Source organism: Tabrizicola thermarum, assembly GCF_003574395.1.
Taxonomy (GTDB): Bacteria; Pseudomonadota; Alphaproteobacteria; order Rhodobacterales; family Rhodobacteraceae; genus Tabrizicola; species Tabrizicola thermarum.
Genome location: NZ_QMJY01000073.1, coordinates 13,537 through 33,841, shown reverse-complemented (window position 1 = coordinate 33,841; position 20,305 = coordinate 13,537). Strand labels below are relative to the sequence as shown.

At 69.9% G+C, this 20,305-nt stretch carries 18 protein-coding genes; 8 read left to right on the top strand and 10 right to left on the bottom strand.

Annotation, left to right across the window (positions count from 1 at the left end):
- The first annotated feature begins 11 nt into the window (after positions 1–11).
- The 7 genes from D5084_RS10570 (at position 12) to D5084_RS10540 (ending at position 6,323) form a co-directional block, all read left to right on the top strand.
- Positions 12–1,130, top strand: a complete 1,119-nt coding sequence (locus D5084_RS10570) for a pyridoxal phosphate-dependent aminotransferase (protein WP_128515454.1) — start codon at positions 12–14, stop codon at positions 1,128–1,130.
- Positions 1,131–1,280: 150 nt separating this feature from the next.
- Positions 1,281–1,787 (top strand): peptidoglycan-binding protein, encoded by a 507-nt coding sequence (locus tag D5084_RS10565; protein ID WP_162302421.1) that lies wholly within the window; start codon positions 1,281–1,283, stop codon positions 1,785–1,787.
- Between the two features lie 168 nt (positions 1,788–1,955).
- Positions 1,956–2,492 (top strand): RNA polymerase sigma factor, encoded by a 537-nt coding sequence (locus D5084_RS10560; protein WP_128515477.1) that lies wholly within the window; start codon positions 1,956–1,958, stop codon positions 2,490–2,492.
- Positions 2,489–4,501 carry a vWA domain-containing protein gene (locus tag D5084_RS10555; protein WP_128515452.1) on the top strand — a complete coding sequence of 671 codons (2,013 nt, stop codon included), beginning with the start codon at positions 2,489–2,491 and terminating at the stop codon, positions 4,499–4,501. The genes D5084_RS10560 and D5084_RS10555 overlap by 4 nt, the downstream gene beginning before the upstream one ends.
- 179 nt (positions 4,502–4,680) lie before the next feature.
- On the top strand, positions 4,681–5,043 hold the full coding sequence (locus D5084_RS10550) for a COG4315 family predicted lipoprotein (protein WP_128515451.1): 363 nt from the start codon (positions 4,681–4,683) through the stop codon (positions 5,041–5,043).
- A 9-nt stretch (positions 5,044–5,052) separates the two neighbouring features.
- Complete coding sequence (locus D5084_RS10545) at positions 5,053–5,562, top strand: RNA polymerase sigma factor (RefSeq protein WP_128515450.1); 510 nt, start codon at positions 5,053–5,055, stop codon at positions 5,560–5,562.
- Positions 5,559–6,323 carry an anti-sigma factor family protein gene (locus D5084_RS10540; RefSeq protein WP_155523131.1) on the top strand — a complete coding sequence of 255 codons (765 nt, stop codon included), beginning with the start codon at positions 5,559–5,561 and terminating at the stop codon, positions 6,321–6,323. Before D5084_RS10545 ends, D5084_RS10540 begins: the two co-directional genes overlap by 4 nt.
- A gap of 51 nt (positions 6,324–6,374) precedes the next feature.
- Here the strand turns inward: D5084_RS10540 and D5084_RS10535 are convergent, their stop codons facing one another.
- From D5084_RS10535 to D5084_RS10510, 6 genes are all read right to left on the bottom strand, one after another.
- Positions 6,375–6,845 (bottom strand): Hsp20 family protein, encoded by a 471-nt coding sequence (locus D5084_RS10535; RefSeq protein WP_128515448.1) that lies wholly within the window; start codon positions 6,843–6,845, stop codon positions 6,375–6,377.
- A gap of 141 nt (positions 6,846–6,986) precedes the next feature.
- Complete coding sequence (locus tag D5084_RS10530) at positions 6,987–7,799, bottom strand: trypsin-like serine peptidase (RefSeq protein WP_162302420.1); 813 nt, start codon at positions 7,797–7,799, stop codon at positions 6,987–6,989.
- Between the two features lie 26 nt (positions 7,800–7,825).
- Positions 7,826–8,665: a trypsin-like serine peptidase gene (locus tag D5084_RS10525; RefSeq protein WP_128515446.1), complete on the bottom strand. Its 840-nt coding sequence runs from the start codon at positions 8,663–8,665 to the stop codon at positions 7,826–7,828.
- Positions 8,666–8,748: 83 nt separating this feature from the next.
- Positions 8,749–10,038, bottom strand: coding sequence for a glycolate oxidase subunit GlcF (glcF, locus tag D5084_RS10520; protein WP_128515445.1), 1,290 nt, complete (start codon positions 10,036–10,038; stop codon positions 8,749–8,751).
- Complete coding sequence (locus D5084_RS10515; RefSeq protein WP_128515444.1) at positions 10,038–11,120, bottom strand: FAD-binding protein; 1,083 nt, start codon at positions 11,118–11,120, stop codon at positions 10,038–10,040. The genes glcF and D5084_RS10515 overlap by 1 nt, the downstream gene beginning before the upstream one ends.
- A 55-nt stretch (positions 11,121–11,175) precedes the next feature.
- Complete coding sequence (locus D5084_RS10510; RefSeq protein WP_128515443.1) at positions 11,176–12,609, bottom strand: FAD-linked oxidase C-terminal domain-containing protein; 1,434 nt, start codon at positions 12,607–12,609, stop codon at positions 11,176–11,178.
- A 93-nt stretch (positions 12,610–12,702) separates the two neighbouring features.
- On the opposite strand from D5084_RS10510, the gene D5084_RS10505 reads away from it, so the two are divergent.
- Positions 12,703–13,377 carry a DUF599 domain-containing protein gene (locus D5084_RS10505; protein WP_238382605.1) on the top strand — a complete coding sequence of 225 codons (675 nt, stop codon included), beginning with the start codon at positions 12,703–12,705 and terminating at the stop codon, positions 13,375–13,377.
- 185 nt (positions 13,378–13,562) lie between these two features.
- Here the strand turns inward: D5084_RS10505 and D5084_RS10500 are convergent, their stop codons facing one another.
- Genes D5084_RS10500 through D5084_RS10485 form a run of 4 tightly spaced genes read right to left on the bottom strand, consistent with a single transcriptional unit; the run spans position 13,563 to position 20,286 of the window.
- Complete coding sequence (locus D5084_RS10500; RefSeq protein ID WP_128515441.1) at positions 13,563–15,632, bottom strand: hypothetical protein; 2,070 nt, start codon at positions 15,630–15,632, stop codon at positions 13,563–13,565.
- A complete protein-coding gene (locus D5084_RS10495; RefSeq protein ID WP_128515440.1) occupies positions 15,629–18,412 on the bottom strand; it encodes a DUF4159 domain-containing protein in 2,784 nt (927 codons plus the stop codon). The genes D5084_RS10500 and D5084_RS10495 overlap by 4 nt, the downstream gene beginning before the upstream one ends.
- The gene (locus D5084_RS10490) at positions 18,413–19,285 is read right to left on the bottom strand and encodes a DUF58 domain-containing protein (RefSeq protein WP_238382604.1); all 873 of its coding nucleotides are present in this window, start codon (positions 19,283–19,285) and stop codon (positions 18,413–18,415) included.
- Positions 19,282–20,286 (bottom strand): AAA family ATPase, encoded by a 1,005-nt coding sequence (locus D5084_RS10485; RefSeq protein WP_128515439.1) that lies wholly within the window; start codon positions 20,284–20,286, stop codon positions 19,282–19,284. The genes D5084_RS10490 and D5084_RS10485 overlap by 4 nt, the downstream gene beginning before the upstream one ends.
- Positions 20,287–20,305 lie beyond the last annotated feature (19 nt).

Genomic DNA, 20,305 nt, shown 5'->3' with positions numbered 1-20,305 from the left:
CGAGGGGGCGGATGAAGGTCGCCATTCACAAGCTGTTCGATTACCTGCTGGAGACGACGGCCCAGGACCCGCCGGAGTGTTTCATCGGATTCTCGCTGGCCCGCTCGCCAAGGCTGAAGGACTTCCTGCCGGACCTCGACCCTGACCTCTCGCTGGACTGGAACGGCAAGAGCTTCCTCGGCCTGCCGGGCTTGCGGCAGCGGGTGCTGGATCAGGCGGGGCTTTCGCTGCCGGTGGACAGCGTCCTTGTCACGGCGGGGGCGGCCGAGGCGAACTATCTCCTGTTCCGGCAGCTTCTGACCGCAGGCGACGAGATCATCACCGAAGCCCCCGGCTGGCCCCAGGCCGGAGTGATGGCCAGGGCCATCGGCGCGCGGCTGGTCGAGGTGCCGCGGGACGAGGCACGGGGCTGGTGGCTGGACCCACAGGCGGTGGCCCGCGCGGTCACGCCCCGGACGCGGATGATCTTCCTGACCAACCCCAACAACCCGACCGGGCGGCTGATCCCCGAAGCTGACCTGCGCGCGCTGGCCGATCTGGCGGAACGGCGCGGCATCTGGCTGGTGGTGGACGAGGTCTATGCGGGGCTCGAATGGGCGGGGCCTCGCCCCCCCGCCATCGCCGGGATGACGCGCTTCGGGATCACCACGGGGTCGGTATCGAAAGCCCTGGGGCTGCAGGGGCTGCGCACCGGCTGGATGATCTGCCAGTCGCCGGAGGTCATCCGCGACGCGATGATCCTGCGCGAGAACGGGTCCGAGATCATGAACACGCTGGGCGAGCATATCGCCGAAGTCGCGCTGCGGCCCGAAAGGCTGGCCTCGGCGCTGGCGCAGGCGCGGGCCGAAGGGGCCGAGACGCTGGACCTCCTGGACAGCTTTGTCGCGGCAGAACCGCGCCTGTCCTGGCACCGGCCCGAGGCGGGGCTGATCGGCCTGGCTCGGGTCGCGGGGATCGACGGCGAATCGCTGGCCCGGGCGCTGCTGAAGCCGCCCTACCGGACGTTCCTGTTGCCCGGATCGGCCTATGGCCTGCCGCATCACATCCGCATCGGGGCGGGCGGCGGGCCGGAAGCGCGGATCAACGAAGGTTTAGAGCGGTTGTCGGCTGCGCTGCGCACCATCGGCTGAGCAGGCAACCGTCTGAAATCACAGGCGTTATCCGATAACAGCGGGCTGTTTCCCCCTAACGCCGGCCTGATTTTGCCTAGCGTGGCCCGGGTCCCCATAACCCATGGCATCGGCCCGGCTGCCTCGGGCCCGTCACGAAAGGAAATGCTCATGCTGCTCTCGTTCGCTTCTGCCAGGACCACGCTTGTCGCCGGTCTGACCGCGCTTTCCGTCGCCGCCATCCCTGCCACCCCGGCGCTGGCCTGGGGCGACAAGGAACAGGGCTTCGTCGCCGGGGCCGCCACCGCGATCATCGTTGACGAACTGCTGAAGAACCACCGCAAGGCCCGGCTTTACGACCGGGGCTATACGGCCGCTGGTCCGACCTATGTCGCGCCGCGCACCGTCTATGTCGAGCCGCGCCATGTCGAGCCGCGCGCCACGACCTCGATCTACGCCACCCCGGCCGCCCGCGCCTTCCAGAGCTATTCGCTGGCCGAACGCAAGGCGATCCAGCGCAACCTGCGCGCCTGGGGCTATTATCGCGGCGGGATCGACGGGGCCTTCGGGCCGGGCACCTACAATGCGATCGTGGCCTATGCCCGCGACGAGGGCGCCTCGGCCAACCTGCGCAGCACGGCGGGCGCCTATGGCCTGTACGACGGCATGATCTACTGATCCGATCCGGCCATCGTAACCCGGGGTCCGACCTCTGATCCAGCCCCCGGCGCGAGCGATCCTCGCGCCGGGGGTCTTTTCGTCCGGGGTAAGGATTTCCGGGCGCGGCCTGTTCCGGGCGGGACCAAGGATTGCGGGGCCGCGCGCGTCACAGCTAACGTGATGCTGATGGACACGCCCGACGAGACGCTTGCGACCCATGCCGCCCAGGGCGACCGGGCGGCCTTTGCGACGCTGGTCGGGCGGCACTATGACCGCATCCACGGGCTGGCGTGGCGGCTGACCGGGTCGCAGGCCGAGGCGGAGGATCTGGCGCAGGACATCTGCGCCGCGCTTCCGTCCAAGCTGCGCAACTGGCGCGGCGAGGCCAAGTTCACCACCTGGCTTTACCGCGTGGTGGTGAACGCGGCGCATGATCTGCGGCGGCGGCAGGCGACGCGCGCCCGCGCCGCGCAGGGTTGGGGCGACTGGGAGATCGCGCGGCAGGACGAGATTGCCGCCCAGGCCGAGGCGGCGGATTGGCTGGCTCAGGCGATGACGCGGCTTTCGCCGGAATTGCGCGACACCGTGGCGCTGGTGCTGGGGGAAGAGATGACCCAGGCCGAGGCCGGGGTTGTGCTGGGCGTCAGCGAGGGCACAATCGCCTGGCGGATGAGCGAAGTGAAGAAACGCCTGCGGGCCATGGCACGGGAGGAGGCGGAATGAGCGACGATCTCGACGACCTCCGGTCTGCGTTGCAGGCGGCCCCGGCCCCGGATGGGCAGGCGAAGGCGCGGGCGATGGCGCTTGCGATGGAAAATTTCGACCGGCTCCAAGGAACCGCGCAGGCGTCGCGTTCCAGTGAGGACCGCCACCAGGCGGCCCCCCCGAACGGAGTACGTCGCATGTTCCACTATCTGACCTCGCGCCCCGCCCTTGCACTGACCACTTCGGCCGCCGCCCTGCTGATCGGGGTGGCCGTGATCCTGCCGGTCGCCGATCTGCGGATCGGCAAGCCCACCGCTGTCGTGGCGCCGAAGGACGCCCCCGTCGCCCGCAAGGCCGGGCCCGTCGCGCCGCGGGACGAGGCGGTCCCCGAACCGACCGCGACCGACGATCTGGCACTGACGGCGGAAGGCGATGCCTCCGCCTCGGTCGCGCTGGCCGAGCCTGTGCCCGAGCCGATGGCCGAACTGGACGCGGCCCCGCCCGCCGCGCCCGTCGTCGGGATGGCCGAGACCGAGATGCGCCTGCGCAGCGAAGCCCCGATGCCGGACGGCGCGATGGGCTATGTCGCGGCCCCGTCCGGCCTTGCGCCCGAGGCCGGGTCCGCCCCGGCAGAGAATACCGAAGCCTTCGCCAATGCCGCCCCGAACCCGGTGAAGGTGACGGCAGAAGAGCCCGTCTCGACCTTCTCGATCGACGTGGATACGGCCTCTTACGCCGTGGTGCGGTCCTCGCTGACCTCGGGCATCCTTCCCGCGCCCGAACAGGTGCGGGTGGAGGAGATGGTGAACTACTTCCCCTATGCCTATCCCGCGCCCGAAAACGGCGCGGCCTTCGCCTCGACCATCGCCGTGATGCCCACCCCCTGGAACCCCGGCACGCGGCTTGTCACCATCGGCATCCAGGGAGCCCTCCCCGCGGTGGCCGACCGCCCGCCGCTGAACCTGGTGTTCCTGATCGACACCTCGGGGTCGATGGACGAACCGAACCGCCTGCCGCTGCTGAAGCAGTCGCTGATGCTGATGCTGCCGGAACTGCGGCCCGAGGATCAGGTGGCCATCGTCACCTATGCCGGATCGGCGGGGCTTGTCCTGCCGCCGACGCAGGCCGCCGACCGCGCCGCCATCGTGAGCGCGCTGGACATCCTTTCCGCCGGGGGCGCGACCGCCGGGGCCGAGGGGCTGGAACTGGCCTATCAGGTGGCCGAAGGGATGAAAGCCGAGGGCGAGGTCACGCGCATTCTTCTGGCGACGGATGGGGACTTCAATGTCGGGGTCAGCGATCCGGAGGGGCTGGAGGCCTATGTCGCGAAGAAGCGCGAGACGGGGACCTATCTGTCGGTGCTGGGCTTCGGGCGCGGCAATCTGGACGATGCGGTGATGCAGGCGCTGGCGCAGAACGGGAACGGCCAGGCCGCCTATATCGACACGCTGAGCGAGGCGCGGAAGGTGCTGGTGGACCAGTTGACGGGCGCGCTGTTCCCCATCGCGGACGATGTGAAGATCCAGGTCGAATGGAACCCGGCCACGGTCGCGGAATACCGGCTGATCGGCTATGAGACCCGCGCGCTGCGGCGTGAGGATTTCAACAACGACCGGGTGGACGCTGGTGAAATCGGCGCGGGGACCCAGGTCACGGCGATCTACGAGGTCACGGCGCCGGGGTCGGAGGCCCTGCTGAACGATCCCTTGCGCTATGGTGCGGCCCCGGCGACCGAAGCGGCGGAGGGCGAGCTCGGCTATCTGCGCCTGCGCTGGAAGGCGCCGGGAGCCACGGCCTCGACCCTGGTCGAGACGCCGATCACCGGGCGGGAACCGGCCACGACCGAGACCCGCTTTGCCGCCGCCATCGCGGGCTTCGGGCAGCTGCTCAGGGGCTCGGTCTATCTGGGCGACTGGGGCTGGGATCAGGCCATCGACCTGGCGCTGGCGAACCGGGGCGAGGACCCGTTCGGTTACCGGATCGAGGCGGTGAACCTGATGCGGCTGGCGAAAAGCCTGTCAAACTGACGGCTCCTCGTGCGGCTTCGCCTTCTCGTCGCGGGGATGAGCGACGGTTTCGATCACATGCGCGTGATCCGGCAGCCGGGGCGGGATGAAACCTGTCCCGGCTGCGTCATTCCCTGCAAGTGGCCCTGATGGCCGCCCGCCATGGCTTCCGGCCCGTGAAGCCGAATGGGAGGTTCCCGATGACCCGTTACACCCTGCCGCTGGTCTTTGCTCTGCTGGCGGCCCCGGCCTTCGCCGACACCATGTCGATCGTGGAAAAGAATGGCATCCTGACCGACGCCAAGGGCATGACGCTGTATGTCTTCGACCAGGACAAGGACGGCAAGTCCACCTGCTATGACGCCTGTGCCGCGAACTGGCCGCCGCTTCTGGCCGAGGCGGGCGCGAAGGCGGATGGCGAATATGGCCTGACCGACCGCACCGATGGCACGAAACAGTGGACCTACAAGAACATGCCGCTGTACCTCTGGGTCAAGGACCAGAAGCCCGGCGACATGACCGGCGACGGCATCAAGGGCGTCTGGCACGTCGCCAAGTACTGAAGGCAGCCCATGCCCTTCCTGGACGAGATCGAAGCCGCCATCCCGGGCCTGCGGGCCTATGCCCGCGCGCTGTTGCGCGACCGGGAGGCGGCGGATGACCTTGTCCAGGACACGCTTGAGACGGCGATCGCACGGCAGGGCCAGTGGCGGGGCGAAGGGGCGCTGCGCGGCTGGCTGTGCCGGATCCTGTTGAACCGGTTCCGCGATGATCTGCGCCGCCGCCGACCTGCGGCGGTGCTGGCGCTGGTGCCGGACCCCTCTGACCCGCCTGCGGAACGCCGGGCCGAGGATCGGCTGGCGCTGACCGAGGTCCATGCCGCGATGGGCCGACTGCCCGAGGACCAGCGCGCCGCGCTTCTGCTGGTGGCGCTGGAGGGGATGAGCCTGGCCGAAGCCGCCCGCGCGTTGGGCTGCGCCGAGGGCACGCTCGCGTCACGCCTGGCGCGGGCGCGGGTCACGCTGAGACAGTTGACGGGACGCGAGACGCTGGGGCAGCGTCCCGGAAAGGCAGGAGAATGATGCCGGAGGGCCCGAAGATCACCACCGACGAGGCGATGCGCCTGCGTCACGGCTCGCCCGAGGAACGGTCGCGGCTGGCGGCGCTGGCGGCGGCCGATCCGGCGCTGGCGGCCGATCTGGCGGACTGGGACCGGCAGGATGCCGCCTTGCGGGCGCTTTACGCGCCGGTGGCCGAAGAGCCCCTGCCTGACCGTCTTCTGGACCCGGTCCGGGCCGCGCGCCTGCGCCCGACGCCGCCGTCCGGGCTGTGGCGCATCGCGGCGGCCGCGGCACTGGTCGCCCTGGGCTTCGCGGCAGGCTGGGGCGGGGCTCGGCTCATGCCCGGCGCGTCCCGGCCGATGCTCGCCCAGGCGGCGATGGCCAGCTATGCGACCTATGCGGTCGAAGCGAAGCACCCGGTGGAAGTCGCGGCCGAGGAGGAAGCGCATCTGGTGCAATGGCTGTCAAAGCGGCTGGGCACGCCGATCCGGCCCCCCGATCTCGGGGCCGAGGGCTTCACGCTGATCGGCGGCAGGCTCTTGCCCGGCGAGACTTCTCCGGCGGCCCTGCTGATGTACGAGGACGACCTTGGCCGCAGGCTTGCGCTTTACATCACCCGCAGCGAGACCGGGCAGCGCGACCTGGCCTTTGCCGAGGCCCCGGGCAGCCAGGCCTTCTGGTGGGTCGAGGACGGGCTGGGCTGCGCGCTGGCGGGCGACCTGCCGCGCGAGACCCTGCGCAGGCTGGCGATTGCCGCCTACCACGGGCTGACCGAGGCATGAAAAAGGGCGCGCCGGATCCCCGTCGCGCCCTCTGGTCCGGCTGGACGGGACTCAGTTGACCGTTTCGGGCCTGGCCTCGATTGCCGGGCTGGCGGCATCGGCGCGCCGGATCTCGATCCGGCGGGGCTTCATCGCTTCGGGCACTTCGCGGACGAGGTCGATGTGCAGCATCCCGTGTTCATGCACGGCGCCGACGACGCGGACATGGTCGGCCAAGGCAAAGCGGCGCTCGAAGGCGCGGGTCGCGATGCCGCGGTGCAGATAGGTGCGCTCGGTTTCCTCGGGCGCCTTGCGGGCGGTGACGAACAGCGAGCCGTCCTTCACCTCGACGCTGAGTTCATCGGGCGTGAACCCGGCAACGGCGATCGAGATGCGATAGGCATCCTCGGCGGTCTTTTCGATGTTGTAGGGCGGATAGGTCGGCTGGGCGACGTCGGTGGACAGCACCCGGTCCATCAGATCGGCGATCCGGTCAAAGCCGACGGTGGCGCGGTAAAGGGGCGCGAAATCAAGGTTGCGCATTGTCATCCTCCTGGAAGCGATGTCAGGGGCCTTCCCCCTCCGGGGCAAGGTAGGGAACCCCGGGCCCGTCATGGCACCCGGATGCGCCAGAGGTAGGAAGCGGGAAATCGGCTTTCAAGAGGCCGATCCGGGCTTCGGACCTCAGGGCTTCAGGAACCGCGCGCCGCTGTCACCCGACCCACCGCCCAGCGTGATCCGCTTGCCCGGCTTGCCCGGCAGGCCGCTGCCCGGCCCGGTCGGCACGGCCTCGACCCGGGCCACGCTGGTGGCGTCCCCGCGCCGCAGCGCGGCCTTCAGCCGATCCACCAGTTTCGGCAGCTGCATCCCGATCGAGATCCACTTGCCCTCTTCTTCGTAGCCGGCCGAGATGATCGACACGATCCTTGCGCGATAGCCCGACCGATCCAGCACCGGCGCGCCCGAGGAGCCGAAGGACACATCGCAATCCACGCCGATCAGCACATCCTGCCGGGCCACGATCCCGCAGACGCGCTGCCAGGACGGCGCCTCTTCGCGCCCTGCGGCGTAAGAGACCACGCTCACCTTGTCGCCCGTGCCCGGAACGCCGATCGAAAAGGGGGAGATCACCGAGCTTGGGATCGGCGTCGCCAGTTGCAACAGCGCCACGTCGATGCGGATCATCTCGTGCGGGGACGGCTGGACGAAGCGGAACGCGGGGTCGACCACCGTGCGCAGCACCGCGGAGTCCGCGATGGACGTGCCATGGGAGAACCCGGCCCGAAAGGTGATGTCGCCCGCAGCGACCGGGGTCCCGTCCGGGTTGATGACGCAATGCGCTGCGGTCAGCACAAGATCGGCGGCGATCAGGGCGCCGGTGCAGAAGCCGCCGTCCCTGACATCCAGACGACCGACCGCTTCCCAGCCGCGCAGCGCCTCGCGCGTGGTCAGTTCGGCCAGGCCCGAGTTCTCTTGCGCCAGGGCCCCATGTGCCATCAGGACCAGGACCGCCGCCAGCGCCTTCATGGTTTGACGAACTTCGCCCCGTTGCCATTGCCCCCGGACAAGAGCCTGACCCCGCCCGAACTGGCACCGGACCTGGCACCCGACCCGGCCCGGCTGGAGTCGAGCGCCTCCATCAGCGCAGCCAATGGTTCGGCCAGCGGAACCGCCAGGGCGACCTTCCTCCCGTCCACTTCGGCCTTGGCCGAGATCACCGACACCACACGCGCCACGCCGTCGCGGACCGAAAACACCGGCGCCCCCGAAGAGCCGAAATCGACGTTGCAGGTCAGGATCAGCGCATCGCGGCTGTCGGCCAGCACCTGGCAGGCCTCCTGGATCGAGGGCGCCTCCTCGCGGTACTGCGCGTAGGAGACCACATCGACGGCATCGCCCTGGACCGGGGCGGCCCCGGTTTCGAACGGCACCAGCGAGGGCAGGCGGATCGGCTGGCTCAGCTCCAGAAGGGCCAGGTCATCGGTGACGCGGTCCAGCTTGTCGGCGGCGGAATAGCGGTAGCCGGGATGGGCAATCGCCCGGCTGACCCGGCGATAGGCCACCGCGCGGCCATTGCGGAACCCGGCCATGAACTCCATCTCTTCGGGGCGCAGCTGCACTCCGGTCTTCTTGTCGTAAAGGCAATGCGCCGCGGTCAGCACCAGTTGCGGCCCGATCAGCGACCCGGTGCAGAAGCCGCGCTTGCCAATCACCAGCTTGCCCACCGCATCCCAGCCGCGCGAATCGTCGGCCGTCTCCAGCCGGACCATGGCGGCGTCCTGCGCCGCTGCCGGGGCAGGCCCGAGGGCCGGGGCCAGAAGGATCGCCCCCAGGCTTGCAAGGCGGGCGAACAGGTGACGCATGGAACCCTCCCATCCGCGCGGCCATCCGTATAGGCCCGCAGTCTGGCGGAATTGGGGCCGGTCGCGCAAGGGCGGCGTTGCGGTCACCCGATCAGGGCGCGCGGCTGTGGCCCGCCGGTCGCCCAGTCCAGAAGCTCGACCGTGTGGACGACCGGAATTGCGGTGCCGGACCCGATCTGCATCATGCAGCCGATGTTGCCCGCCGCGATGACCTGAGGGGCCTTCGCCTCCAGCGTCGCGACCTTGCGGCGCTTGAGTTCGGCGCTGATTTCGGGCTGGAGCAGGTTGTAGGTCCCGGCACTGCCGCAGCAGAGATGGCTGTCGGCGGGCTCCACCACCTCGAAGCCCGCGCGCTTCAGAAGGTCCTTCGGAGCGGCCTTGATCTGCTGGCCGTGCTGCAGGCTGCACGCGGCATGATAGGCCACCCGCAGACCCTTCGGCGCGCCCTGCGGCAGGCCGATCTTCACCAGCACTTCGCTGATGTCCCGGGCGAGGCCGGCCACCGTGGCCGCATCCTCGGCCAGGGCGGGATCGGTGCGGAACATGTGGCCGTAGTCCTTTACCGTCGTCCCGCAGCCGGAAGTGTTGATGACGATGGCATCCAGCCCCCCCGCGCGATGCTCGGCCATCCAGGCGCGGATATTGGCGGCGGCGCTGGCATGGGCCAGGTCCTCCTTGCCCATGTGATGCGTCAGCGCCCCGCAGCAGCCCTGACCCCTTGCCACCACGACCTCGCAGCCCAGACGGCGGAGAAGCCGGATCGTCGCATCGTTGATGTCGGTGTTCAGCGCCTTCTGCGCGCAGCCGGTCATCAGCGCGACCCGCATCCGCCGCTCGCCCTGCGCCGGAAAGACCTGCGGATCGTCGTTGCGGCTGACGGGGGGGATGGTCTTCGGCGCCATCGCCAGCATCGCGCGCAGCCGCGCGTCGGGGATCGCCCAGGCGAAGGGCTTTCCGATCTTCGCCGCCAGCAGCGCCAGCCGGAACCGCCCCGGATAGGGGATCACCCGCGCCAGCACCGCGCGGATGACCCGGTCCATGAAGGGCCGCTTGTAGGTCTTCTCGATATGCGCGCGGGCGTGATCGACCAGATGCATGTAATGCACGCCCGAGGGGCAGGTCGTCATGCAGGCAAGGCACGAGAGGCAGCGGTCGATATGCTTGACGGTCTTCTCATCCGCCGGGCGGCCCTTCTCCAGCATGTCCTTGATGAGGTAGATGCGCCCGCGCGGAGAATCCAGTTCGTCGCCCAGCACCTGATAGGTCGGGCAGGTCGCGGTGCAGAACCCGCAATGCACGCAGGAGCGCAGGATCTGGTTGGCACGGGCGATGCCGGGGTCTTTCAGCTGTTCGGGTGAGAAATTCGTCTGCATCAGCCCATCATCCCCCGATTGAGAATACCCCGGGGATCGAATTTCGCCTTCAGCCCCGCGACCAGTGCCGCCACCTCGGGCGCCTCGGGCGGAAAGACCGGCCCGCCCTGCCCCGTGATCCGCGTCGCATGGCCCCGCCCCGCGACGGCCGCCGCCAGGTCGGCGCCCTTGCCATGCGGCAGAACCAGCCAGATGAGACCGCCGCCCCAGTCCCACAGCGCCTCGCCCTCCAGCTGCGCGACGATCTCGGCCGCCGCGGTCGGCAGGGTCACGATCCGCCAGATCTCGCCCGGCTTGTCTCGCACGGGCACCACGTCCCGCACCTCGCGCCAGAGCGCAGCACTTTCCTCGCCTTCGGCCACCGTCACATCGCCGCCCAGGCGCGCGCGCAGCTGCGTCACGCGATAGGCGACCGAGCCCGCCATCCCCTCGACCCGCACCAGCGACCGCCCCGAATGCCGCGCCGCGCCCGAGACGTCGAAGGGCGACCCCAGCGCCGCGCGCAAGGCCGCCAGCCCCGCCGCATCCCCCAACCCCTCGATGACCAGCGTCGCCTCGGCCTCGGGGATCGCCTGCACCTTGAAGCTGACCTCGGTCAGAACGCCCAGCGTGCCCCGACTTCCGGCCATGAGCTTCACCAGGTCATAGCCGGTGACGTTCTTCATCACCCGCCCGCCGTTCTTGACCACCATCCCGGCCCCATCGACGAACCGCGCCCCCAGACAGGCGTCACGGGCCGCGCCCACCTGCACCCGGCGCGGGCCGCTGGCATTGGCGGCCACCACGCCACCGATGGTCGATACCCCCTCGCGCCCCAGAAGCCCGCGCAGGTCCGGCACCTCGAAGGCCAGCCGCTGCCGTTCGCCCGCCAGCACCGCCTCGACCTCGGCCAGCGGCGTTCCCGCCCGGACCACCAGCGTCAGCGCACCGGGTTCATACAGTTCCACCCCGGACAGACCGCCGGTCTCCAGCACCTCGCCCACCGCATGACCCAGCGTCCGCGTGCCGCCGCCCCGCACCAGCAAGGGCCCCCTGGCCCCCGCAACAGCCTCCGCCAGTTCCGCTTCACTCGAAGGTCGCATGACTTGCTCTTTTCCAAAATACTCCGGGGGTCCGGGGGCTGGCCCCCGGGGTGCGTCACCCCGCGCGCCGCCCGGCACTCACGCCCAGCGGAAACACCTTCGCCGGGTTCAACAGCCACTTCGGATCGAACACATCCTTCACCCACATCTGCGCCTCCATGTCAGCAGCCGAGAACTGCACCCCCATCAGGTCGCGCTTCTCGATCCCCACGCCATGTTCGCCCGTCAGGCAGCCGCCCACCTCGACGCAGAGCTTCAGGATCTCCGCCCCGAAGGCCTCGCACTTCTCCAGATCGCCGGGCTTGTTGGCGTTGAACAGGATCAGGGGATGCATGTTGCCGTCGCCCGCGTGAAAGACGTTGCCGACGTCGAGGCCGAACTCCCGGCTCATCTCGCCGATCCGCTTCAGCACATGCGGCAGGCTGGACACCGGGATCGTCCCGTCCAGACACATGTAGTCGTTGATCTGCCCCATCGCCCCGAAGGCCGACTTCCGCCCCAGCCAGATGCGTTTCGCCTGATCCTCGTCCGCCGCCTCGCGGAACTCCACCGGGTCATGCGCCAGCGCGATCTGGCGGATACGGGCAAGCTGCTCGCTGATCTCGGCCTCGGACCCTTCGACCTCGATGATCAGCAGCGCCTCGCAGTCCGGGTAGCCCGCCCTGGCGAAGGCCTCGGTCGCGCGGATGCAGGGGCGATCCATGAACTCGATGGCGACCGGCAGGATGCCCGCCTTGATGATGTCGCTGACGCAGGCCCCCGCGACTTCGTTGCTGTCGAACCCCACCAGCACCGGCCGCGCGCCCTCGGGCTTCGGCAGGATGCGCAACCAGGCCTCGGTCACCACGCCCAGCTGGCCTTCCGACCCGCAGACCACGCCCAGAAGGTCCAGCCCCGCCGGCTCTCCCCAGGGACCGCCCAGCGTGACGACAGTGCCATCCATCTGCACCAGCGTCACGCCCAGCAGGTTGTTCGTCGTCACCCCGTATTTCAGGCAATGCGCGCCCCCGGAGTTCATCGCGATGTTCCCGGCAATGGCGCAGGCCAGCTGGCTCGAGGGGTCGGGGGCGTAGAAGAACCCTTCCGCCTCGACCGCGCCCGAGACGCTCAGGTTCGTCCGCCCCGCCTGCACCCGGATGAAGCGGTTCTCGTAATCCGTCTCCAGCACGGCATTCATCCGCGCGACCCCAAGGATCACGCTGTCCGCCGTCGGCATCGCCCCCCCGGCAAGGCTGGTCCCCGACCCGCGCGGCACCACGGGGACGCCTTCCTCCCGGCACAGCCGCAGGACACGGCTGACCTCATCGGTCGTGCGTGGCAGCACGGCAGCCAAAGGCGGGCAGCGGTAGGCGGTCAGCGCGTCGCATTCGTAGACGCGCAGCTCTTCAGGCGCGTCGATCACCGCATCGGCGGGCAGAATGCCGCGCAGCCGGGCCAGAATGCGGGCCTTGCGGGCAATCACACCAAGGTCGGGCGCTGGCATGTCCATGGCAATCCTCCGCTGACTGGTAAGGAAATATAACCAATTTCACCTGCTGACAAGGAAAAACCCCGCCCCTAGTCTTCGGGGATGACAATTGACATGGGCACCCTTCCGACGCTTGACCTTGTGCTGCTGGCATGGCTGGTCCTGGCGTGGTTGGCCTCGGGTTGGATCAGCGAGCATCCGCCCGGGGCGCTGCCCTCGGTCTCCTGGCTGATGGAGGACTACCGGCGCGACTGGATGCGCACCTTCGTCACCCGCCAGCCGCGCATCTTCGATGCGACGCTGATCGACTCCCTGCGCCAGGGGACGGCCTTCTTTGCCAGCGCCTGCATGATCGCCATCGGCGGCGGGGTGGCGGTGATCGGCAATGCGGCGACGGTGCAACGGCTGACCGAGGATCTGCCCATCGGCGCAGGCCCGGATGTGGCGCTGAAGATGCTGCCGGTGATCGGCTTCCTGGCCAACGGTCTGCTCAAGTTCGTCTGGGCGCATCGGCTGTTCGGCTATTGCTCGATCCTGATGGCCGCCGTCCCCAACGACCCTCAGGACCCCCTCGCCTTCCACCGCGCGGGCCAGGCGGCCGAGATCAACATCACCGCCGCCCGCAGCTTCAACCGGGGTCTGCGGGCGATCTATTTCGCGCTGGCAGCGCTCGGCTGGCTCCTCGGGCCCTGGGGTCTGCTGGCGGGCACCGTGCTGGCGACCGGCGTGCTGCTGCGGCGCGAGTTCGCCTCTGCCTCGCGCCGGATCATCCAGAGACGCGAACCGTAGGGCCGCCTGCCCCGGCGATCACCCGAACGACATCGCGCAACCCGAAAGCCCCCCGCTTCGACATGCGGAACGGATGCCGGAACACCCGGCACGGATGCAGGGGCCGGCCCTGTCCGCTGGTCTTGCTCTTTTCGTGAAATACTCCGGGGGTCCGGGGGCTGGCCCCCGGTCCGACGGCAGAAGCCTCAGGCCGCCTTCGCGCCCTTGCGGCCCTCGATCAGCCAGGCGACGACCGCCAGCCCTGCCGCGATCAGAAGCCAGGCCCAGGCGGGCAGGACCGGCACGACATTGACCGCAGTCGTCAGATAGGCCTCGCGCGGAGTGATGCCGATCCAGCCGCGCCCCAGGGCCACGCGGCCTTCGGCGACAGTGCGGATATCGGGGGTCCCCGGCTCCAGCCGGGTCACGCCGCCCCGCGTCGCCTCGGCCACCGGCCGCAGCGCCTCGCCCGAGGCGATGGTCTCGGCGAATTCGCGCGGGGTGGCGGGGCCGACGGCGATCACGCGGGTCAGATCCCCCTGTTCCAGCCGGTAAAGCCCCAGCGCGGGCGCCTGCCAGACGGTCTCGTACCGGCCCGGCGCGACCATGGGCATCGCCAGTTCGACCGTCGCGCCATCCGGCCCGGTGACGGTGACCGGCCCCGGCTCTGCCTCGGCCAGCGAGCGGCGGGTGATGGTCATCGCCTCGCCCCGCACTTCGGCCGTCAGGGTCTCTTCCTCCAGTTCCGGCTCTTTCAGCATCCAGTGCGCCAGCCTGCGCAACAGTTCCAGCTGCGGCCCGCCGCCCTCATAGCCCCGGCCCCAGAGCCAGGCCTGATCCGAGGCCAGCACCGCGACCCGGCCCTGATCGACCCGGTTCAAGACCAGAAGCGGCAGGTCGTTCGGACCCGACATCAGCACCTGACCGGCGGTCTGGCGCACTTCGATCAGCCGGAACCAGCGGCCCCAGCCGCCTTCGGGCGCCTCGGCTTCCAGCCCTTCGGTGACCGGGTGGCGGCGGCCCAGATCGGTCAGCCTGGGCCGATAGCCCTGTTCGATCACCTGCGCCGTGGGTGCGACCGGCAGGATTTCCGCCAGGGGAGAGCGGTAGAGGCTGTCCACCGCCCCGAATTCCGGCCCGGCGGCGACCAGCACCGTGCCGCCCTTGCGGACATAGCTGACGATGTTGTCGATATAGGACATCGGCAGGATGCCCCGCATCCGGTAGCGGTCGAAGATGATGAGGTCGAATTCCTCGATCTTCTCGACGAACAGCTCGCGCGTGGGGAAGGCGATCAGGCTCAGCTCGTCCACCGGCACCCCGTCCTGCTTTTCCGGCGGGCGCAGGATGGTGAAGTGGACCAGGTCCACCGCCGCGTCGGATTTCAAGAGGTTGCGCCAGACCCTTTCGCCCGCATGCGGCTCGCCCGAGATGAGCAGCACCCGCAGCCGGTCGCGGACCCCGTTGATCTGCACGGCCGAGGCATTGTTGCGGTCGGTGATCTCGCCCGCGACGGGGGCAACGGAGAATTGCAGCACGTTCGCCCCGCCATGCGGCAGGGTGACGGGCAGTTCCAGGTCCTCGTTCAGGGGCACGCTGTAGGTGACGGGGTCCTCGGTGTCGATGGCGATGGTCAGATCGACCGTGGCGCCAAGGTTCGGCGGGGCGCCGATGTCCTCGACCCGCAGCTCCAGCTTGAACTCCTCGCCGATGATGGCGAAGGCGGGGGCGTTCTTCACCACGATCCGCCGGTCCCAGTCCGCCTGCCGCCCGGTCAGAAGCACCTGCAAGGGCGCGGGCAGGTTCGGCACCAGGCCCGCGTCATGCACCCGGCCATCGGTGATCAGGATCGCGCCCGCGACCCGCGCGCGGGGTTCCTCGGCCAGGGCCTCGGCCAGCGCGGTCATCACCAGGCTGCCCGAGTCCTCGGCCCCGTCGCCGACCCGGTGGATGCGCAGCTCGGTGTCGGGCATTGCCGCCACCTCGGCCTGAACGGCGGCCACCGCGGCCTCGGTCTGGGCGCGGCGGTCGCCCAGGCCCTGGCTGGCGCTGTCATCGACGACAAGGATCACGATGTCGGACAGGTTCTGGCGTTCCTCCTCTTGCAGGGCCGGGTTGGCCAGCGCCAGCACCAGCGCGCCCAGCGCCAGCCCGCGCAGCCACCAGCCCGACAGGCCCCGCCACAGCGCGAAGGCCACCAGCACCGCCGCCAGCCCGGCAAGGACATAGATCAGGACCCAGGCCACCAGCGGGGCAAAGACGACGGATGCGCTCATTGCCCCAGCCTTTCCAGAAGTGCGGGCACATGGACCTGGTCGGATTTGTAGTTGCCGGTCAGCACATGCATGATGAGGTTGATGCCGAAGCGATAGGCGATCTCGCGCTGCTGTTCCCCGGCATAGCCGCGTCCGACCTGCACCAGCGGCACGCCGATGTCATCGGTGGCCCAGGCCGAGGCCCAGTCATTGCCGCCGATCACCACCGGCGTCACACCGTCGTTCAGGTTGCGGAACGGCATCCCCTCCGCCGCCTGCGCCTCGGCATCGGGCGAGGCCTCGACCCAGACCTGACCGCCCTGATGGCGGCCCGGAAAGTCCTGCAGCAGATAGAAGGTCCGGGTCAGCACATGGTCGGGCGGCATCGGCTCCAGGGGCGGGATGTCAAGACCCGAGGCGATGACCTGCAAGGCCTGACCTTCCGGCGTGGTCCCGCCGCCGAAGCCCGCGACATCGGCATCGCGGGTATCGAACAGGATCATGCCCCCGGTGCGCAGATACTGGTTCAGCTTGGCATAGGCCGCGTCCGAGGGCTGAGCGGCCCCGGCCACGACGGGCCAGTAGAGGAAGGGGAAGAAGGCCAGTTCGTCCTTTTCGATATCGACACCCATCGGCATCGCCGGCTCGATCGAGGTGCGCTGCCACAACTTGTCCGACAGGCCCAGAAGCCCGGCCTGCGCCATGTCGTCCACCTTCGGATCGCCGGTCAGCACATGGGCCAGCACGACCGAGCTGGTCGCCCGGATCGCGAAGTCGTCAGCCCCGGTCGCGTCCTGCGCCTCGGCCCCGCGCGGCGTCGCGGCCATGAGCACCAGGACGACCCCGGTTGCCGCCCCGCGCAGCAGCCCGCGCAGACGACCCGCCAGCCACAGCGCCGCCAGCACGTCCAGAAGCAGAAGCCCGGTCGCCAGCGTCAGGAATTCGCCCTTCAGCGGTCGCGCGGCATTGGTCTCCAGCCGGTCCACCGGCACGCCCGAGGGCCAGACCGCAGGCTTCAGCTCCGTCCCGGCCCCGATCACGTTCAGCGCCACGCGCCGGTCGGCCCCGGCATAAAGCCCGGGCGGGATGCTGGCCGTGGGGCCTTGGGCGATGGTTCTGGCCAGGGTCTCGCCATCGACCCCCGGCAACTCGCCCGCGTCCGAGGTCTGGCCATAGGCATCCAGCACCACCTCGGGCACCCAGGTCTGGCCCGCAAGGTCCGTCGCCCCGGGCGTGGCAGGCCTGGTCGAGACCGCCAGCCGCTCCAGCATCTGCACGAACAGCCCCGACAGGGGCAGCGAGGACCATTCGGCGTTCGCCGTCACATGGACCAGCACCACCTGCCCCGCGCCCACCGCCTTGCGGGTCATCAGGGGCGTCCCGTCGTCCAGCGCGGCAATGGTGCGTTCGGCCAGGTCCGGGTCGGGCTGGGCCAGCACCTGCTGGCGCACCACCACATCGGCGGGCGGCACCAGGCCGAAGAACGGCGAGCCCTCCGGGAACGGCGCCAGCGCCTTCGGTTCCCCCCAGCTCATCGCGCCGCCCACTGTCCGGCCGCCTTCGCGCAGGCGCACCGGCAAGAGCGGGTCCTCTTCCAGACGGCTGACATCGCTGGCCGCCAGCACCGGCCCGGCAAAGCGCAAGAGCAGCCCGCCCTTCTCCAGCCATTCGGTCAGCGCGGCCCGTTCCGAGGCCGAGACATCGGCGACATCGGCCAGGATCACCACGTCGGGATTGGCCATGAGCGTATCGGTCAGGTTGCCCTCGATCAGGTCCGCCGTCGGCGCCAGCGCCTGCCGCAGGTAGTGCAAGGGCGAAAGAAGTTGCAGCGTCTCCTGATCCGCACCCATGCGGATCAGCGCGATCTTGCGGCGTTTCAGGCTGTCGTCGGCAAGGCTGACCGCCCCCGCCGTCCGCGCGCCTTCCAGCACGAAGCGGGTGATCCGGTTGCGCAGTTCCGGCGGCAGGTCGATGGCGGCCTCGGCCCGCTCGGCGCCCGCATCGAAGGTCAGCGTCACCCGGCCGAGGTCGCGCTCGACGCCCGAGGGGTCGGGGCCCTGGGCGATCACGTCCACCGAAACGGCGGCCCCCGCAGGCACCCGGCTGGCGGCGACGGTGACCTTGCCCTCGGCATAGCCAGCCGGATGCAGGGCCAGCACCGGGCGGACATTCTCCACCACCCGCACTTCGCCCCGCGACCGGAGTGCCGACAAAAGCTGATCGCGCCCGTCATGGGCCAGACCGTCCGACAGCCAGACCGTCTCGAACGCGCCATCGGGCAGGGCATCGGCCCAACCGGCGAAATCGCCCGGTGCCCAGGCCTGCGGTTGCAACCCGGCGGCCCGGCCGGCCCAGGCCTCGGCAGTCTGGAACGCGACCCGGTCGGGCGGATCGCTCAGCCGGATCAGAGCCACCGTCCGCCCCCGCACCCCCGCCTCGGCGATCAGCGCCTCGACCTTGGCCTGCCGCTCGGGCCAGTCCCGCGCATCCGCCCAGCCGCCATCGACCGCGATCAGCAAGGGACCAGAGCCCGCCGTGCGCTCCTCGGGGTTCAGGACCGGCCCGGCAAAGCCCAGGATCAGCGCGCCCACGGCAATGGTGCGCAGCAGCAGAAGCCACCAGGGCGTCTTGTCGGTCTCGGCCTCTTCGTCCTTCAGGCCCAGAAGCAGCGCCACGCCGGGAAACCGCCGCCGGATCGGCGCGGGCGGCACGGCGCGGAGAAGCAGCCAGAGGATCGGCAGCGCCACCAGCGCGACCAGAAGCCAGGGGGCGGCAAAGCCAAGGGGGCCAAGGGTGAACATCTAGCGCCCGCCCTCCAGCGCGAGATAGGCCCAGAGCAGCGCCGATTGCGCCGGGGACCCGGTGTGATGCGTGGTGAAATGCCAGCCCACCGCGCGGGCCAACTGCGCCAGCCGGTCCTTGCGCTCGGCCAGCCGCGCCAGATAGCGCGCGCGCAACTCGCCCGCCTGCTGGGTTTCATGCCGCATCGTGCCGCCCATGGATTCAAAGATCGTGCGGCCGTCGAAGGGAAACTCCTCCTCGGCCGGGTCCAACACCTGGATCAGCACGCCCTTCACCCCCCGGTCGGCGGCCCGCGCGAGCCCCGCCTCGATGCCGCCAAGATCGCCCAGGAAATCCGACAGGAACACCGCCCGGCCATGGCTGACCATGCCTTCGGTTTCCGGCGCGCCGTAATCCTGATCCGCCGCGTCGTCGGCCAACCGCGCCGCCAGCCGCAGAAGCTGCGCCCGCCCCGCGCGAGGGGAGGCCAGGCCCGCCAGCCCCACCCGTTCCCCGCCGCGCAGCAGCAGGACCGCCAGCGCCAGCCCCAGAAGCCTCGCCCGGTCCGCCTTCGGCGCGCGGGACCTGTCGCCGGAGAAGCTCATCGACTTCGCCGGATCGACCCAGATCGTCACCGATTGCGCCGCCTGCCATTCCCGTTCGCGCACGAAATGCGCATCCGACCGGGCCGACCGCCGCCAGTCGATCATCCGCGCCGAATCGCCCTGATGCGCGGGCCGGTACTGCCAGAACTCATCCCCCAGCCCCGCCCGGCGGCGGCCATGCTCGCCCATCATCACCGTCGAGGCCAGCATCTCGGCCTCGGCCAGCAAGGGCGGCAGGGTCTGCCCCAGCGCCTCGGCGCGGGACCGCAGGTCGGGGGCTATGGTCACGCCGCCGCCTCAAGCCGCAGGACGCGCCCCGTGACGCGCGCGATGATGCCCGCCAGCGTCTCGCCCCGCGCACGGGCAGCGAAGGACAGCGCCATCCGGTGGATCAGCACCGCCTGCGCCAGATCGGCCACATCCGACACCGAAGGCGCAAGGCGGCCGTCCAGCAGCGCGCGCGCCCGGACCATCAGCATCAGGGCCTGCGCCGCGCGCGGCCCCGGACCCCATGACAGGCTGTCGGCCAGATCGCGCCCCTCGGGCTCCCCCGGACGGCAGGCGCGGACGAGGTCCAGGATCGCCTCGACCACCTGATCGCCCACCGGCATCCGCCGCAGCACACCCTGCGCGCGGATCAGGTCCTCGGCGGTGAAGACCTGATGCGACTCGGCCTCTTCGGCGCCAGTGGTGGCGATCAGGATGTCGCGTTCGGTCTGGCGCGTGGGGTATTCCACATCGACCTGCACGAGAAAGCGGTCAAGTTGCGCCTCGGGCAGGGGATAGGTGCCCTCCTGCTCGATCGGGTTCTGGGTGGCCAGCACATGGAACGGCTTGCCCAGCGCCCGATGTTGGCCCGCGATGGTGACCTCTTTCTCCTGCATCGCCTGCAACAGGGCCGACTGCGTGCGGGGCGAGGCCCGGTTGATCTCGTCCGCCATCAGAAGCTGGCAGAAGATCGGGCCTTCCACGAACCGGAAGGCGCGACTGCCGTCGGCGGCGGTCTCCAGCACTTCCGACCCCAGGATGTCGGCGGGCATCAGATCGGGGGTGAACTGGATGCGGTTGGCCTTCAGCCCCATCACCGTGCCCAAGGTATCCACCAGCCGCGTCTTGCCCAGCCCCGGCAGGCCGACCAGCAGCGCATGTCCCCCGCACAGCATCGAGGCCAGAACCAGGTCCACCACCTTCTCCTGCCCGATGAAGCGCCGGTTGATCGAGGCTTTCGCTTGCCCCAGCGTTGCGCCCAGTGCTTCGATTTCCGCGACCAGCGCCTTGGTGTCGGCCATGCCTCATGCTCCCTTCGGG